This is a genomic window from Pontibacter sp. LHS1 (genome assembly GCF_058932855.1).
Genome location: NZ_JBZYWF010000002.1, coordinates 16,376 through 32,784, shown reverse-complemented (window position 1 = coordinate 32,784; position 16,409 = coordinate 16,376). Strand labels below are relative to the sequence as shown.

Annotated in this window: 10 protein-coding genes; 7 read left to right on the top strand and 3 right to left on the bottom strand. The window is 50.8% G+C overall.

Annotated elements, in window-relative coordinates; genetic code table 11:
- Positions 1 to 44: 44 nt before the first annotated feature.
- The 3 genes from AC5FXQ_RS04490 to topA all read right to left on the bottom strand — a co-directional run bounded on the left by AC5FXQ_RS04490 (position 45) and on the right by topA (position 6,398).
- Positions 45 to 2,831: an outer membrane beta-barrel protein gene (locus AC5FXQ_RS04490; protein ID WP_493601296.1), complete on the bottom strand. Its 2,787-nt coding sequence runs from the start codon at positions 2,829 to 2,831 to the stop codon at positions 45 to 47.
- Positions 2,832 to 3,118: 287 nt separating this feature from the next.
- Positions 3,119 to 3,817 (bottom strand): SIR2 family NAD-dependent protein deacylase, encoded by a 699-nt coding sequence (locus AC5FXQ_RS04485; RefSeq protein WP_493601295.1) that lies wholly within the window; start codon positions 3,815 to 3,817, stop codon positions 3,119 to 3,121.
- A gap of 148 nt (positions 3,818 to 3,965) precedes the next feature.
- Positions 3,966 to 6,398, bottom strand: a complete 2,433-nt coding sequence (gene topA / locus AC5FXQ_RS04480) for a type I DNA topoisomerase (protein WP_493601294.1) — start codon at positions 6,396 to 6,398, stop codon at positions 3,966 to 3,968.
- A 166-nt stretch (positions 6,399 to 6,564) separates the two neighbouring features.
- Between topA and AC5FXQ_RS04475 the strand changes: the two genes are divergently transcribed.
- From AC5FXQ_RS04475 to AC5FXQ_RS04445, 7 genes are all read left to right on the top strand, one after another.
- Positions 6,565 to 7,053: a SixA phosphatase family protein gene (locus AC5FXQ_RS04475; RefSeq protein WP_493601293.1), complete on the top strand. Its 489-nt coding sequence runs from the start codon at positions 6,565 to 6,567 to the stop codon at positions 7,051 to 7,053.
- Positions 7,054 to 7,138: 85 nt separating this feature from the next.
- The gene (locus AC5FXQ_RS04470; protein WP_493601292.1) at positions 7,139 to 7,885 is read left to right on the top strand and encodes a ParA family protein; all 747 of its coding nucleotides are present in this window, start codon (positions 7,139 to 7,141) and stop codon (positions 7,883 to 7,885) included.
- Between the two features lie 133 nt (positions 7,886 to 8,018).
- The gene (locus tag AC5FXQ_RS04465) at positions 8,019 to 12,587 is read left to right on the top strand and encodes a HAMP domain-containing protein (protein WP_493601291.1); all 4,569 of its coding nucleotides are present in this window, start codon (positions 8,019 to 8,021) and stop codon (positions 12,585 to 12,587) included.
- 14 nt (positions 12,588 to 12,601) lie between these two features.
- Complete coding sequence (locus tag AC5FXQ_RS04460; RefSeq protein WP_493601290.1) at positions 12,602 to 13,201, top strand: chemotaxis protein CheW; 600 nt, start codon at positions 12,602 to 12,604, stop codon at positions 13,199 to 13,201.
- Between the two features lie 35 nt (positions 13,202 to 13,236).
- On the top strand, positions 13,237 to 13,599 hold the full coding sequence (locus AC5FXQ_RS04455; protein ID WP_493601289.1) for a response regulator: 363 nt from the start codon (positions 13,237 to 13,239) through the stop codon (positions 13,597 to 13,599).
- 54 nt (positions 13,600 to 13,653) lie between these two features.
- Positions 13,654 to 14,778, top strand: coding sequence for a chemotaxis protein CheB (locus AC5FXQ_RS04450; RefSeq protein ID WP_493601288.1), 1,125 nt, complete (start codon positions 13,654 to 13,656; stop codon positions 14,776 to 14,778).
- Complete coding sequence (locus AC5FXQ_RS04445) at positions 14,775 to 16,409, top strand: chemotaxis protein CheA (RefSeq protein ID WP_493601287.1); 1,635 nt, start codon at positions 14,775 to 14,777, stop codon at positions 16,407 to 16,409. Before AC5FXQ_RS04450 ends, AC5FXQ_RS04445 begins: the two co-directional genes overlap by 4 nt.

Genomic DNA, 16,409 nt, shown 5'->3' with positions numbered 1-16,409 from the left:
CCTGCAAATCTTGCAGGCCGCTTCTGTTTAGGCTTGTATGTATCTTAGTTCGAACCCGGACGACCGCGGTACATACCCGGACCACGCTGCATGTTCTCTTCGGAAGCCGGCGCTCCTTTGAAGCTGCGGATGTTGTAAGAGAATGTCAGCATGAAGAAGCGCTGCAGTACAGTGGACTGCACATCTTCCACATAAGACTCTGTGATATTGCGGCGAATGCTCACGTTCTGGTTCATCAGGTCATTCACGCTCAGGCTGATCTCACCCTGCTTGTCTTTGAAGATCTTCTTACCAAGACTCATGTTCCAAAGCAGGAAGCTGTTGTCCACGCCGGCAGATAAACCAGAGTTATACTGGTGATTCAGTTCGGTGCGGTATACCAGGTCTTTCCAAAGGATCCAGTTATAGCGAACACTTGTATTTTGGTTGAAGAAGTTGTTGTTCTGAGTCGTACGCAGTGTGTTTGACACAATGTTGTAGCTCGAGAAAGTGGACACTGAGAAGTCTATCTTTTCGCTGATGTTGCTGCTGATGTTAACTCCGGCTCCCAGGTTGGTGTTGTTGGCATAGTTGATCTGTTCATCAATCATACCCGGTATTCTGGAATAACCCACCGTGCCATTTACATTAAAGTTAGAGCTGATGAAGTTAAGCGGCTGTCCGTAGTTGAAGAAAGAACGCACATTGTAGTGACCGTCCAGGTTTACAGGTCGGCTCAGGCGGGCACCCGGACGCAATTCGTATCCTTCGGCTATACCTTCCGGCACGTTGGTCGTGTACACGCTGTTGGCTACATAGTTGTTGGTCATTGTACCGAACATGCCGATAAAGAACACGCGGTTTGTCTCAGCATTGAAGTTGCGGTAGCGGATGTTCAGACGGCTCTGGTAATCCTGGTCCAGGTCTGCGTTACCGATGCGTGCCTGCAGCGGGTTTGAAATGTCCAGTACCTCCTGTAGCTGCTCTACAGACGGCACGTTGGTGCTGGTTCTGAAGTTCAGGGTCAGGTTCTGAGAGTTAGAGAACTTGTACTCGTACTCAGCCGATGGCAGGAAATTGTTGAACTTACGTTCCAGTGGCGCTAAATCAACCGGGAACTGGCTGTCGGTGTTCAGCGTGGCATACTGGTAACGGGCATTCAACTGAAGTCTGGCTTTGTCGTTGCGGTACTGGTAGCTTGGACCTATGTTCTGAGACAGGTAATCGCTCTTGAATGTGCTGCTCAGCGGTGTGTTGAAGTTTGTATACCCACCGGCTGTTTCCATATAATCGTAGGTTCTGCGGTCTGAGTCACGCATTTGGTTGCCAATGCTATACTCTACCTGCCAGCGGGATTTCTCACCCAGGCGCTGCGAGTAGTTTGTACTGCCTGACCAGCTGAAGTTTTTGCGATCCAGACGAATGTATTGGTCGCGGAGCACGTTTCTGTCAGGGTCTTCAAAATTTTGTGTCTGCTCGTACTGGAAGCCATCCCCTTCCACGTTGTTGATGCTCGTGTTGAAGTTGGTCGTCAGGATGCGGCCAGAGTCACCGAAGCGTTTTGAGTAAAGGATGTTATTGCTGAAGTTGAAAGAGGTATTGTCAGAGCTTGCGCGGTTAAACGACTCTGAAAGAGTTCCTTCCAGGTCGAATGTGCGGGCATTTCTGCCAGTAAAGCTATTATCATTCTGCACGCGCAGGCTTGGGGTTACAAGCAGGCGGTTGTTTTGATTTATGTTATACTGCAAACGCATGTTCAGGCGATGACCGTCTTCACGATCCCTGTTGTCCGCATTCTCTGTATACTGCAGACCAGCATCATCCGATACAAAGTCACGGAAACGGTACTGGTCGTTGATGATATCACGGTTGGTATAGTTGTAGTTGGCGCTCACATCCATTTTCTTGCCCCACTTGTCCTGGTAGTTGATGCCGAAGTTGTTGGTGTTGATGATACCAATCGGGGAGCCACCGCCCCAGCCACCTCTACGGCCGCGCATGCCACCACCTGGTGTTTCACCGATCGAGAAGTCAAACATGTTGATGTTGTTGGTCAGGCCTGTTACCGTGATGCGACGGTCGTTGTTGAAGTAGTTGACAGCGGCTCCGGCCATGTAACGGTCATCAGTACCGTAGCCAGCTGATATTTTACCTGTGTAGCCCTGACGACGGTCTTTGCGGGTAATGAAGTTGATGGTCTTGAGACGGTTGCCGTCTTCAAAACCACTGAAGGCAGCCTGATCGCTCTGGGCGTCAAAGATCTGCACGTTTTCAATCATGTCAGAAGAGATGTTGCGCATGGCAGAGGTCACATCCTCACCGGTATAGCGCTTGCCGTCAATCATTACCTGGCGTACTTCCTCGCCCTGCGCCTGAATACGGCCATCCTGTACCTGCACACCCGGCATTTTGGTCACTAAGTCCTCGGCACTGGCATCTGGTGCTGTCTTAAAGGCCTTGGCATTGAATTGGGAAGTATCGCCTTTCTGCTCACCTAGCGGTGCACGCCCGATGATCTGTACTTCTCCCAGTCTGGTGTTTTGCTCCTGCATGCTCAGTACACCCAAATTGATAGGCGCCTGTGCTACCTGTACCGGCCTTGACAGCATATCATAACCCAGAAAACGAACCTCCAGGGTATAATTGCCTGAAGGAACACGCTCAAAGCGGAAAGCACCCTGGCCGTCAGTCACTGTGGTCAGGATTGTCTCGCTGGCAGCACGTTTCATCACGACGCTGGCGCCTGGCAAGCCGCTCTTGTCTGTAGCGCTTTGCACCGTGCCGGTTACTGTCTGTGCGTATACCTGTGAAAAGCCGATCAACATGATCAGCAGAGAGAATAATTTTCTCATCAGATTGTAGAATTGAGTAGTAGTGTTGGTCTATTTTTAATCGGAAAATAAAGCTTAATATCATCAGCGAGGGAAAGTAGTTCCGCTGGTGATATCTTTAGAATAGAGAAGGAGGCTAAGGTTTAAACAACTATTAGAAATATTTTCAGATCAGGATGAACAGGCAGATTGTGTCGATGAATGACGGTGGCAGGTAGACAAAGCTGTTCCTGAGAGCTTGTTGTCAAATCTTGCGGATAGGACTACAAGTTCTTAGTGGTTTTAGTCGTGAAAGGTGTAAAAACTGACTAGCGGTGCTTTTCCCGTAACAGTTCAGCTACTTTTACCATGCCTGTGCTGGCCTTCTCTTCAAACAGGTGCAGATTCGGCCGTGGCCGTACATAGGGGAGGTTGGGGTCCACGACAAAGATCGGCGCTTCATCCGGAACCAGGTCCACGAGACCGGCTGCCGGGTATACCACCAGGGACGTACCTACAACCAGAAAGATGTCTGCTCGCAGAGTCTCAGCCATGGCCTGCTCCATCATTGGAACGGGCTCTCCAAACCACACAATGTTGGGGCGGAGCTGGGACCCACGTTCGCATTTATCCCCCAGGTTCAGTTGCCAGCCTTCTATCGGATAAACCAGTTTAGGATCAAGGGTACTGCGGCTCTCGAAAAGTTTTCCGTGGAGGTGAATAACGTCGGTGGAGCCGGCACGCTCATGCAGGTCATCCACGTTTTGGGTGATGATCTTTACCTCAAAGTCCTGTTCCAGTTCAGCCAGCATTTTGTGCCCGGCATTGGGCTGGACGCTGTGCGCATTTTTCCGGCGCTGGTTGTAAAAGTCCAGCACGAGTTCCGGGTTCCTGCGCCAGCCCTGTGGAGAGGCGACCTCCATCACATCATGCCCCTCCCAGAGTCCGTTCGCATCGCGGAAGGTAGCGATGCCGCTTTCTGCACTTATACCTGCTCCGGAGAGCACAACCAGTCTTTTCTTTGCCATACCTTGCTGATCTGTTCTGCTATAATTTACTCTGTGAACTTCATCCGGGTTTATTCATTCGCAGGGCGCCAGGGTGGGTAAAACCTGTATACCTATACCTGCAAACGGGACGCAAAAAAGCCGCTCAGTCTAGAGCGGCTTTTCCTGGTTATTTCTTTTTCGCTGTGCCTGTTTTCTTGGCAGCCGGTTTTTTAGCGGCAGCTTTCTTGGCAGCTGGCTTCTTGGTGGCCGGTTTCTTTTCAGCTGTGGCTGTTTCGGCTTTCTTCTTGAATCCGCCCCGACCTTTCTTCTCTGGTGTCTGCTCTGCCAGGTCCAAACATTCCTGCAGGGTCAGATCAGCCGGTTCTTTGCCTTTGGGGATCTTCACGTTTTTCTTACCCACCACGATGTATGGTCCGTACCTGCCGTTGAGCACCTGTACATCCGGATTCTCCGGGAAAGTTTTGATGAGTTTTTCCGCATCAGCCTTCCGCTTCGCTTCAATGAGAGCAATGGCCTCATCTGCCGTTACCGTCATCGGGTCCAGTGTCTTTGGCAGAGAGTAGAATTTGCTTGCGTGACTGATATAAGGGCCGAACCGACCAATGGCAGCCTTCATTTCCTTGTCCTCATACACCCCGACGATGCGTGGCAGTTTGAACAGGTCCAGGGCATCCTCCAATGTCAGGCTTTCGATAAACTGGCCCTTGCGCAAGCTGGCGTAGACTGGTTTATCACCTGTCTCAGGATTTTCTTCTCCCAGCTGCACATAAGGACCAAAACGGCCTAGTTTGGCGATGATCTTCTGACCGGAGACTGGGTCTATACCTATCTCACGGGCACCGGACACGTCGGCGCGGTTTATGTTTTCGCTGTTTTCAATACGCTTATGGAATTTCTCGTAGAAATTCTCCAGCATTTGTTCCCATTCCTGCTGCCCCTGGGCGATCTCGTCAAACTCAGCCTCAACACGGGCCGTGAAAGAGTAGTCGATCACGTTCGGGAAATGCTCCACCAGGAAGTCATTCACCACCATTGCCATATCCGTCGGGAAGAGTTTATTTTTCTCTGCACCTGTGATCTCGGTTTTGGTCTGGGCGCTGATCTGGTCGTTTTTAAGGGTCAGGACATTGAACTTACGCTCTTTGCCTTCGCGGCTGTCCTTCTCCACGTAGCCTCGCTTCTGTATCGTTGAGATGGTAGGAGCGTAGGTGGACGGACGGCCTATACCCATTTCCTCCAGCTTCTTTACCAGGCTGGCTTCTGTATACCTTGGCGCCGGGCGGGAATAGCGCTGGGTAGCCAGCATCTGGCGTAAGCCAAGCGTCTGGCCTATACTCAACGGTGGCAACATGCCTTTCACGTCTTCGTCACCGCCTTCTTCATCATCTTTCGACTCGATGTATACCTTCAGGAATCCTTCAAACTTGATCACCTCTCCGGTAGCCACCAGTTTGTCAGGCTGCGTGGATATATCGATCGAGGCAGTTGTTTTCTCGATTTCGGCATCAGCCATCTGAGAGGCGATGGCCCGTTTCCAGATCAGTTCGTACAGACGCTGCTCGTTGCGGTCGCTGCTTGCCACCATCTGAGAGAAATCCGTTGGGCGGATGGCCTCGTGCGCCTCCTGTGCTCCTGATGACTTGGTCTTGAAACGACGGGTCTTCACAAACTTCTCCCCAAAGGAATTGCGTATCGCGCTGGACGCACCCTGGATCGCCTCGTCCGATAGGTTGAGGGAGTCAGTACGCATGTAGGAGATCTTACCGGCCTCGTACAGACGCTGTGCCACGGTCATGGTCTGGGCTACAGAGAAGTATAGCTTACGGCTGGCCTCCTGCTGCAGGGTAGAGGTCGTGAAGGGAGGGGCGGGACTACGCTTGAGCGGCTTCGTCTCGAGGTTACCAATCGTATAATCAGCTCCGACACATCGCTGCAGAAAAGCCTGCGCCTCTTCTTCGGTCTTAAATTTAGTAGGCAACTCCGCCTCCAGGGTTTTGCCCTGCACATCAAACTGGGCTGTGATCCGGAAGCTTGACTCGGCGTTGAATCGCTCAATTTCCCGTTCACGCTCCACCACCAGCCGCACAGCCACTGACTGCACACGTCCGGCTGACAGACCTGTTTTGATCTTTTTCCAGAGCACCGGTGACAGCTCAAAACCTACCAGACGGTCCAGCACACGGCGGGCCTGCTGTGCATTCACCAGGTCCATGTCGATGCCTCGCGGTGAGCTGATGGCGTTGAGAATGGCATTTTTAGTGATCTCCCGGAAAACGATGCGGCGTGTTTTGGCTTCGGTCAGGTTCAGGGCTTCGGTCAGATGCCACGAAATGGCTTCTCCTTCGCGGTCGTCGTCCGATGCGAGCCATACCATTTCGGCTTCCTTGGCTAGTTTCTTTAGCTGTGAGACGACGTCTTTTTTGTCACTCGATATCACATAAGTAGGTTTAAACTTATTTTTGATATCGATGGCGTTGTTGTCTTTAGGCAGGTCCCGCACATGGCCGAAACTCGATTTCACCACAAAATCTTTTCCCAGGTATCCTTCAATCGTTTTGGCCTTGGCCGGTGACTCGACTATGACTAGATTTTTTATCATCCTTTATATTTAGGGGCGATTCATTTGAATTTTGCCCAAAGTTCAAATTTTTTTTCAAACATATACAACCTGAAATTGATAACATAGGTTTAACATGCCATCATTGTTTTGGTGAACAGGCTGTTTTATTAGCTTAACTATCTATACGGACCACTTTTATAATTATATGCAACGATTGTTAGTCATTTGCCGCCACGCAGAGTCAAATGATCCTTTCCCGCTCCAGCCAGACTTTGAACGGGAACTCACAAAAAACGGACAGCATCAGGCGCGAATAACCGGGCAGTGGCTCCGTGATACGTACCAGAAGGTCGATACAATCCTGAGCAGCCCGGCTCCCCGCGCCGGTCTGACTGCCAGGCTATTGGCTGAAAAGTTGTACTTTGATGAAGAGCGGATCGACTACGTACCCGACTTTTACAATGCGCGTGAAAGTGTGCTGCTCAATGTACTGGGTAGACTTCCAGAGCATGTAACGCGTGTGCTGCTGGTGGGGCACAACCCAGGTATAACAAGTCTTGTCCGTACCCTGACAGAGCAGCACGTAGCCTACCTTGAGCCGGCAGGTGCCTACGCCATTCAGCTGGACCTGCACACCTGGCAGGACCTGCATGTAAAAAGCGGAAAGCTGGAATCGAGCTTTACACAAGCTTAAATTGCAGGCATCATTTGTCAGTTTTTTTTGATAGCTTTATAAACTCATTACTATTTGCACCTATACCTGATCATCAAGAAGCTGGATGAAAACTAAAATAGTAGCTGTGATTAACCAAAAAGGTGGCACAGGTAAAACAACCACTACCATCAACCTGGGCAGTGCACTGAGCAAACTGGGACATAAGGTCCTGCTGGTTGATCTCGATCCTCAAAGCAATTTATCATACAGCCTTGCTGTCTCTTCGCCTGATCAGACACTGGCTGAAGCCTTCCTGGGTTCACAATCCATCAAAGATATAATAGTTGAAAAAGATGGTCTCTGGGTAGCTCCGGGATCTAACGAGCTGGTGGATGTAGAGATATCACTGGTGTCGCAGCCGGATCGGGAGCAGTTCCTGAAAACCATGCTATCCCAGGTCAAAGGATTTGATTATGTGCTGATTGACTGCCCGCCCTCACTTTCGGTCCTAACACTAAATGCACTGACCGCCGCGCACGAGGTACTCATACCTTTGCAAATGGAGGTACTTACCCTACAGGGCCTGGACCAGATCATGCATACGATCACTAAAGTAAAAAAAGCATTTAATCCGAAACTTAAAATAAAAGGAATCGTAGTGGTCATGTTTGATGTGCGTCGCAAGCTGAGTCAGGAAGTCCTCGCATACCTGCGCGAAAACGTGAAAGAAAAAATATTCGACAGTCAGATCAGACTGAATGTAAAGCTGGCAGAAGCACCTTCTTTTGGCAGAAGTGTGTTGGACTACGATAACGCTTCCAATGGAGCTAAAGACTACACAGCACTTGCCGCTGAGTTCTGCCAGGTATAACGAGCGCTTGCAAGCAATAGCTATTTTTGAGTAAATTGCAATAACATTCCCCTTGTACTGTTCAGCCAGTCAGTCTAAAACTGATGCTGACGAAGGGTCGGACAGATGACAAACCCCATACAACCCTAAACATATGGCCTTAGGTAAAAATTTGAAGCTGAGCAAAGAAAAGCTCATCAGTGACGTAGAAACCAGCCAGTCAGAAAAGTCGACTCCGTCGCGTGCGAAAGCCAAGCAGCAGACGCCCGCCGCCACTACTACCGTGGAAGAGAAACCGGAGACGTCCAAAACAAAACAGGAAAGCGCTACTGCCGCTGCCCCGTCAGCACAGCCGGAAGGCCCTGACGCTGCTGGCAGAAAAGATGCTGGCACCAGCTCGCTGGCAGTGAAAAGTGCGCCTAATGGCAAACAAAGCCGCAAGCAGGTATTGCCTTCAAGCCCTGAGTACATCAGCGAACAGCTTAACAAAGTGCTTTACGCACTTGATGCCTTTAAGAAAGGAGATATCTCGGTTCGACTGACAAAGCAGAATGACGATATCTTCGCAGAGATTGCGGAAGCCTACAACTCGATGGTGGAAATGATCGGTGGTGTAGGTGGTGAGGTGTCGCGCATCTCGAAAGTGGCCGGTGTGGAGGGGAACCTGAAAGCCCGTGCCTCTGCTGAGAATGCTTCCGGCTTCTGGAAGGACATGATCAACAACATCAACGGCCTGGTGGATTCCATTGCGGTTCCGGTACTTGAAGTGGGGAAAGTACTGAAGAACATCTCGCGTGGTAACCTGGACGAAACCTTCCAGATTCCAGTGTCGGGTGACTTCAAGGTCATGGCCGAGACCATCAACCGTACGATCGACAACCTGAACCTATTTGCAGGTGAGGTAACGCGTGTGGCACTTGAAGTGGGTACCGAGGGTAAACTGGGTGGCCAGGCATCGGTGCCAAACGTGGCCGGTGTATGGAAAGACCTGACAGATAATGTAAATACCATGGCCAGCAACCTGACCTCGCAGGTACGTGACATCTCGAATGTAGCGACTGCGGTGGCGAAAGGTAATCTGGCTCAGAAAGTATCAGTGGATGTACGCGGTGAGTTTGCCCAGCTGAAGGACAACATGAACCAGATGGTGGACTCACTCAACATCTTTGCGGACGAAGTAACGCGTGTGGCCCGTGAGGTGGGTACAGAAGGACGCCTCGGCGGCCAGGCCAAAGTGCCGAACGTGGGCGGTGTATGGAAAGACCTCACCGACAACGTGAACACCATGGCCAGTAACCTGACCTCTCAGATGCGTGACATTGCGAACGTATCCACGGCAGTTGCGAAAGGCGACCTGACCCAGAAGATCACGGTGAATGTGCGCGGTGAGATGGCCGAGCTGAAAGACATCATCAACCAGATGGTGGACTCCCTGAACATCTTCGCCGGTGAGGTAACACGCGTGGCACGTGAAGTAGGAACAGAAGGTAAACTGGGTGGTCAGGCGGCTGTACCTAATGTAGAAGGTACCTGGAAAGAACTGACTGACAATGTAAACCTGATGGCAGGTAACCTGACCCTACAGGTACGTGACATTGCGGAGGTAGCCACAGCGGTAGCGAAAGGAGACCTGACCCAGAAAGTGTCTGTGGATGTGAAAGGGGAGCTGGGTGATCTGAAAGACATCCTGAATGAAATGGTGGACCGACTGAACGTGTTTGGCGCGGAAGTAACCCGTGTGGCACGTGAAGTGGGTACAGAAGGTATACTGGGTGGCCAGGCGAACGTGCCAAACGTTGCCGGCATCTGGAAAGAGCTCACGGACAACGTGAACTACATGGCTTCCAACCTGACACTGCAGGTACGCGACATTGCCAACGTAGCGACTGCGGTAGCGAAAGGTGACCTGAGCCAGAAGATCACAGTGAATGTACGTGGTGAGCTGGCTGATCTGAAGGAGAACCTCAACCAGATGGTGGACTCACTCAACATCTTCGCAGACGAGGTAACGAGAGTGGCCCGTGAAGTGGGTACGGAAGGACGCCTCGGCGGCCAGGCTTCGGTTCCGAACGTAGGCGGTGTATGGAAAGACCTCACCGACAACGTAAACACGATGGCCTCTAACCTGACGCTGCAGGTACGCGACATTGCCAATGTAGCAACCGCAGTGGCCAAGGGTGACCTGACTCAGAAAGTGTCTGTGGATGTGAAAGGTGAGTTGAACGAGCTGAAGGAAAACATGAACCGCATGGTGGACTCGCTCAACATCTTTGCCGGTGAGGTGACCCGTGTGGCGCTTGAAGTGGGTACCGACGGTAAACTGGGCGGACAGGCCAACGTTCCGAACGTGGCCGGTGTATGGAAAGACCTTACTGATAATGTAAATACGATGGCCTCCAACCTGACAACGCAGGTACGAGGTATAGCGAAAGTGGCCACCGCGGTAGCGAAAGGCGACTTGAGCCAGAAAATTACGGTTGAGGCGAGAGGAGAGATCCTTGATCTGAAAGAGAACCTCAACCAGATGGTGGACTCACTGAATATCTTCGGTGACGAAGTAACGAGAGTAGCACGTGAGGTAGGTACAGAAGGTAAACTGGGCGGACAGGCCAATGTGCCGAACGTGGCCGGAACCTGGAAGGACCTGACCGACAACGTAAACTACATGGCGTCTAACCTGACTTCTCAGGTACGTGACATTGCCAAAGTAGCGACAGCGGTAGCGAAAGGTGACCTGAGCCAGAAAATCACGGTTGAGGCGAGAGGAGAGATCCTTGATCTGAAAGAGAACCTCAACCAGATGGTGGACTCGCTGAACATCTTTGCTGATGAAGTTACTCGTGTAGCAAGAGAAGTGGGTACTGAAGGTCGTCTTGGTGGCCAAGCGAACGTACCGAAAGTACGCGGTACCTGGAAAGAGCTCACCGATAACGTAAACACCATGGCGAGTAACTTGACGCTGCAGGTACGCGACATTGCGAAAGTTGCAACCGCAGTGGCCAAAGGTGACCTGACGCAGAAAGTGTCTGTGGATGTGAAAGGTGAGTTGGGTGAGTTGAAGGAAAACATCAACCGCATGGTGGACTCGCTCAACATCTTCGCCGGTGAGGTAACCCGTGTGGCGCTTGAAGTAGGTACAGAAGGTAAACTGGGAGGCCAGGCCAATGTGCCAAATGTTGGTGGTACCTGGAAAGACCTGACTGATAACGTAAACACGATGGCCTCTAACCTGACAACACAGGTACGAGGTATAGTACGTGTAGTAACTGCCGTATCAAAAGGTGACCTGACGCAGAAACTGACCCTCGAAGCAAGAGGCGAGGTGGCAGAGCTTGCCGATACGATCAACACAATGGTGGTGGACCTTAACCGCCTTGCGGGTGAGGTTAGCCGTGTGGCAAGAGTAGCTGGTGTGGAAGGAAAGCTGACCGAGCGTGCGACACTGGCAGGTGTAGGCGGTAGCTGGAAAGAACTGGTGGATACCCTGAACGACCTATTGGAGTCCATTGTAACACCAGTACTGGAAGTATCCCGCGTAGTTCGTGCTATCTCTGAAGGTGATTTAACCCAGAAGGTAGAAGCCCATACAGCAGGTGATATCCTGGATATGGCAAATGCCTTGAATCTGGCCGTTGACAACCTGAACGCCCTGCTGGGTGAGATCAATGACTCTTCACTTGTAGTAGGAAGTTCTTCCGAGGAAATGGCTGACAAAGGTCTTGAAATGAACCGCGTGACGCTGGATGTGGCGCTTGCCATGCAGCAAATGGCGGAAGGTGCCCAGAATCAGGCCCTTAAAACAGATCAGGCCTTTAAGCTGATAGAAGAGATCATGAAAACCACGAAAGACACGGCCAATCGTGCGGAAGTGGTGAACAAATCAGCTTTGCTGGGTGAGGAAACTTCGCAGCTGGGTCTGAAGACGGTAGCGGAAGTGGTGAAGAACATGGAGGAGATCTCCAGTTCTGCTTCGCTTACCTCTAAAACGATCGAAGTACTGAGCGCCCGTTCGCAGGAAATCTCCAAGTCACTCGGTGTGATCACCGACATTGCCGCACAGACAAACTTGCTTGCCTTGAACGCTGCCATTGAGGCGGCCCGTGCAGGTGAGGCAGGACGTGGTTTCGCGGTAGTTGCCGAAGAGATACGCAAACTGGCCGAAGGTTCACGCAAGTCAGCAAGCGAAATTGCAACACTGGTGGATGACGTGAAAAAAGATACCGCCTCTGCCGCTATGGCGATCTCGACCATGGAAGGACGTGTATTGAAAGGAAAGAATGCGACATTCGAAGCATCCGGGGCCTTCAAAAATATTGCTGCTTCCAGTGGTGAGACACTTCGTACGGCACAGGACATCCTGACAGCGACCGAGGTACAGAAGTCATCGATCGGGGACGTAGTGAAATACGTGGAAGAGGTGGTAGCCATTGCCGAGCAAACGGCCTCCGGTACACAGCAGGTAGCGAGCACAGCCAAGCAATTGTCTACTTCGATGCAGGAGCTGACATCATCTTCTCAGAACCTGAACGACATTGCCGCAGATCTGCAAATCAGTATCTCCGCCTTCAAGCTGGTGGATGGCAACCTGGTGTTTAATCACAGCCCGAACAATCGCCGCCTGGCTTCCATGCCAACCAAGCCAAAGCAAAAGCAGCTTACCGGTAATGCACGCCTGAGCTCGGTTAGCTCCCGAAACAAGAACAGCGAGGACAACAGCAAATAAACCGTTCCGGACTGATGAAAGAAAAGACGAACAAGAAAGAGGCGCAGGCAGCAGCTACAGCCGTCGAATCCGGAAAGGATAAGACAGCTGAGAATGCAGTGGCTTCTTCCAAAGATAGCCCGGCCAAGCCTGAAGCCGTGAAGGAGGAGATGATTCACCTGATCGTTTTCAAGCTTGGCGCGGAAGAATATGGTATTAAGATTGATCAGGTAAAAGAGGTAACTGTTACGCCAAATGTAACCCGTATGCCCCGAACGCCTGATTTTATTAAGGGGGTAGCCAATATCCGTGGTGATATTATCGCGATCATGGATCTGGAGGAGCGCTTTGGCATTCGCCCTGTTCCACTGGCCGGAGACCTTAATCCACACATTACCTATACCCTGGTGATAGAAGCAAGGGAGTACAGCATTGGGGTGATCGTCCGCGAAGTACCGCAGTCCCTGAACATGTCTATGACCAAAATTGACAAGACCCCCTCTTTTCTGCAGGATATCAATATCCACGAGAATTATATAGAGGGTATTGCCAAGGTGAACAACCGCCTCATCATCGTGCTGGATATGTACAAGATCCTGACACAGGACGAGATCAGAGAGTTGAAAAGTAACTAAAGCAATTCATTCAAATTGAAGCTATACTTTAAAGTATGAAAAGAATTCTGATTGTAGATGACTCCTTCTACATGCGCACAATGCTCAAAAACATGCTCACAGATGCAGGTTACGAGATTGTTGGGGAGGCGCCCAATGGGCAGACAGCACTTGAGCTGGCGAAAGAAACCAATCCTGACCTGATAACCCTCGATGTGATCCTGCCAGACAATACGGGGCTTGATGTGCTGAAGGGCATAAAAGCAGAGCAGCCGGATATGAAAATCGTGATTGTGAGTGCTGTAGGGCAGGAAGTGATCGTGAATGAGGCGCTGGAGTATGGGGCACTCTCTTACATCGTAAAGCCTTTCTCGGAAGAGAGGGTGCTGGAAGTAGTGAAGAAAGCGCTGGGCGAATAGCGCTATTCTGACTTATAAAGTACTCATTGTTGGTAGTAGGAAAGGAATCGTACTTTGAAAGGACAGGAAAGCAAGCTAAAGGTGCTGGTTGCTGACAGCTCAAGCCATGCCCGCCTGGTGCTGGAAAGCATTCTGAGCGGTTCGCCAGATCTGGAAGTAACAGGCCTTGCTTCTAATGGAGCACAAGTGCTGGAATCATTGCGACGCCAAAAGGTGGATGTAATACTGGCTTCAGTAGATCTACGGAAAAACGAACAACTGCTCGTCTTTAAGCAGGTTTTCAGCGAATGCCCTACACCGATCGTGATGTTGGTGGAGAAAGAGCAGCTAAGCCTTGAGCTTCTTAAAGATGCGATAGACCTGGGCGTTTATAGTGTCATCCTGAAACCTGGCCCTCCGGCAAGACCTGCTTACAGAACAATGGCAGAAGAGATCTGCAGGAAGGTGTCAGCAGTGCGTAATTCTGAATACTGGGATCCTCAAAAACGATTGAGTATGCTGGGAGAGGAGATGCAGATTTTCCCGCTGACAGCTCAAAAGGATTCCCGGAATGTAACAGCCGACACCATCATCGTGATCGGAGCTTCGACAGGAGGAACACAGGCAGTGGAGCAGATCATCCGGCAGCTAGACCCGAGACTCAAAGCGTCTGTTTTGGTTGCCATACACCTGCCGCCGAAGTTTACGCACAGCTACTCACGCAGGCTCAAGGGCATGACCGAACTAACCGTGATCGAAGGCCGCACTGGACTTATACCTAAGCCAGGTAAAGTAATAATAGCCCCTGGTGGCAGGAACATGATTGTACACACAGTCATGGGAAACGCCTCCAGTCTGAAAATAGGTTTTAGTGATGACAATGGCGCAGCGCATGATCTGCCTTCAGTGGACAAACTGATGCAGGCGGTGGCGCAGAGTGGCGTGCGGCGCGTGATCGGAGTGATCCTGACAGGTATGGGAAAAGACGGCACAGCAGGGGCCAAAGCCATCGCACTTCGAAAAGGAGGGCATGTCATAGCGCAGGACGAGGCTTCATCAGCCATTTTTGGAATGGCAAAATCTGCTATAGAAAGTGGAAATACGGACAAAGTGCTGCCTTTGTCAAAAATTGCTCAGTACCTGAACCGGTATGTGGCAGCAGAACAGCAGCAAGTCAGTACAACTGACGTGAATTCATGAAATCGAGAGAGCAGGAGTATAAAGAGATATTTATAGCAGAAGCGCTGGAATACTTCGACGCCCTTAACAGGCTCATCAGCGAACTGGAAAAAAGACCGCAGGACGATCAGGTGCTGGCGGAGATATTCCGTATGCTGCATAACCTGAAGGCGAATGCAAAGGCGATCGGCTACCTGCAGATCTCGGATGTATCCCACAAGCTCGAGACAGCCTTTGGCCTCATTCGCAATAAGGAACTGAGCTTCAGCGATGAAGTGGTAGGGGTTCTTTTTGACGGCATCGACCTGCTCGGAGAACTGATCAAGGGCATTGACAGCGAACGGCAGGTAGAGATTGATCCGGTGCTGATCCGTAACCTGGACATTATTGTCGACAGCCTTTCGGATAGCACCGTAGAGTTGGCTAAGGTGCAGAAGTTCAGCACCTCCCGCAACCTCACACTGTCCGACCTGATCTATATTCAGGTAAAGAAGCTGGATCATCTCATGAACCTGGTGGGGGAGTTGATCATTGACCGTGACCGCATCCTCTCGCTAAGCCGCGAGCTGGATAGTGATGAACTTAAGACGGTGGGTTCTCACCTATATCGTATTACAGAGGATCTGCAGTACAGTGTGATGGATGCTCGCCTGGTAAGCATCGGCACTTTATTCAATAAATTTCCGAGGGTAGTGCGTGACATCGCGACTGCCGAGAAAAAAGAGATTGACCTGGAGCTGAGCGGGCAGGATATTCAGATTGACCGTAACATTCTGCAGATCATGACAGACTCATTGCTGCACCTGGTGCGCAACGCCATCACACATGGCATTGAAAAGCCTGAGCAGCGTGTGAAAGCAGATAAGCCCAAAGCCGGATTATTGCAACTCTCAGCCCGCAGTGACCGCGAAAGTGTGGTGATTACGCTTACTGACGATGGGAAAGGTATAGACATCGGGAAGGTGAAGAAAGCAGCAGTGGCCCAGCAGTTGGTACCAGCTGATGTGGCCGAAAACCTCCCAGATTCAGAGGTATATTCTTTTTTGTTTGAGCCGGGCTTCTCACTCGCCAAGGAAGTGACAGAATATTCAGGCCGGGGCGTGGGATTGGATGTGGTGAAAAACGCAATCGATTCAATAGGCGGCCGCATCCGTATAGAATCAGAGAAAGGCAAGGGGACCAGCTTTATACTGCAATTACCAACCTCCATTGCAGTGAAGGGTGCTCTTTTGTTTGAGATAGACAGTATTTTCTACGCCATCCCGCTGATCCACACGGACTCGGTAGTTGCATTAGACAAAGACGAACTCCATGAAGTAGGTGAGGTACTCGTTGCTGATATCAAAGGAGAAACAGTGACTGTTGTATACCTGGACGAGCTCCTGAATGTGCAGGAAAACCAAATGCGTTTGGGAGACAAAACACGCTTGAAAGGCCAGGTGCAGAACATCATCATTGTTTCGTACAACAACCGAAAACTCGGACTGATCGTGGACAAACTTTACCGGCAGCAGGACATTGTGGTAAAACCACTAAGCAAGCCGCTGGATAGCATAGATTTATATGGTGGTGTCACACTGCTTGGTACAGGCAAAGTATGCCTGGTACTGGATGTGCCTGCCATAACCAGATACTTTGTGAATAGAAGATGA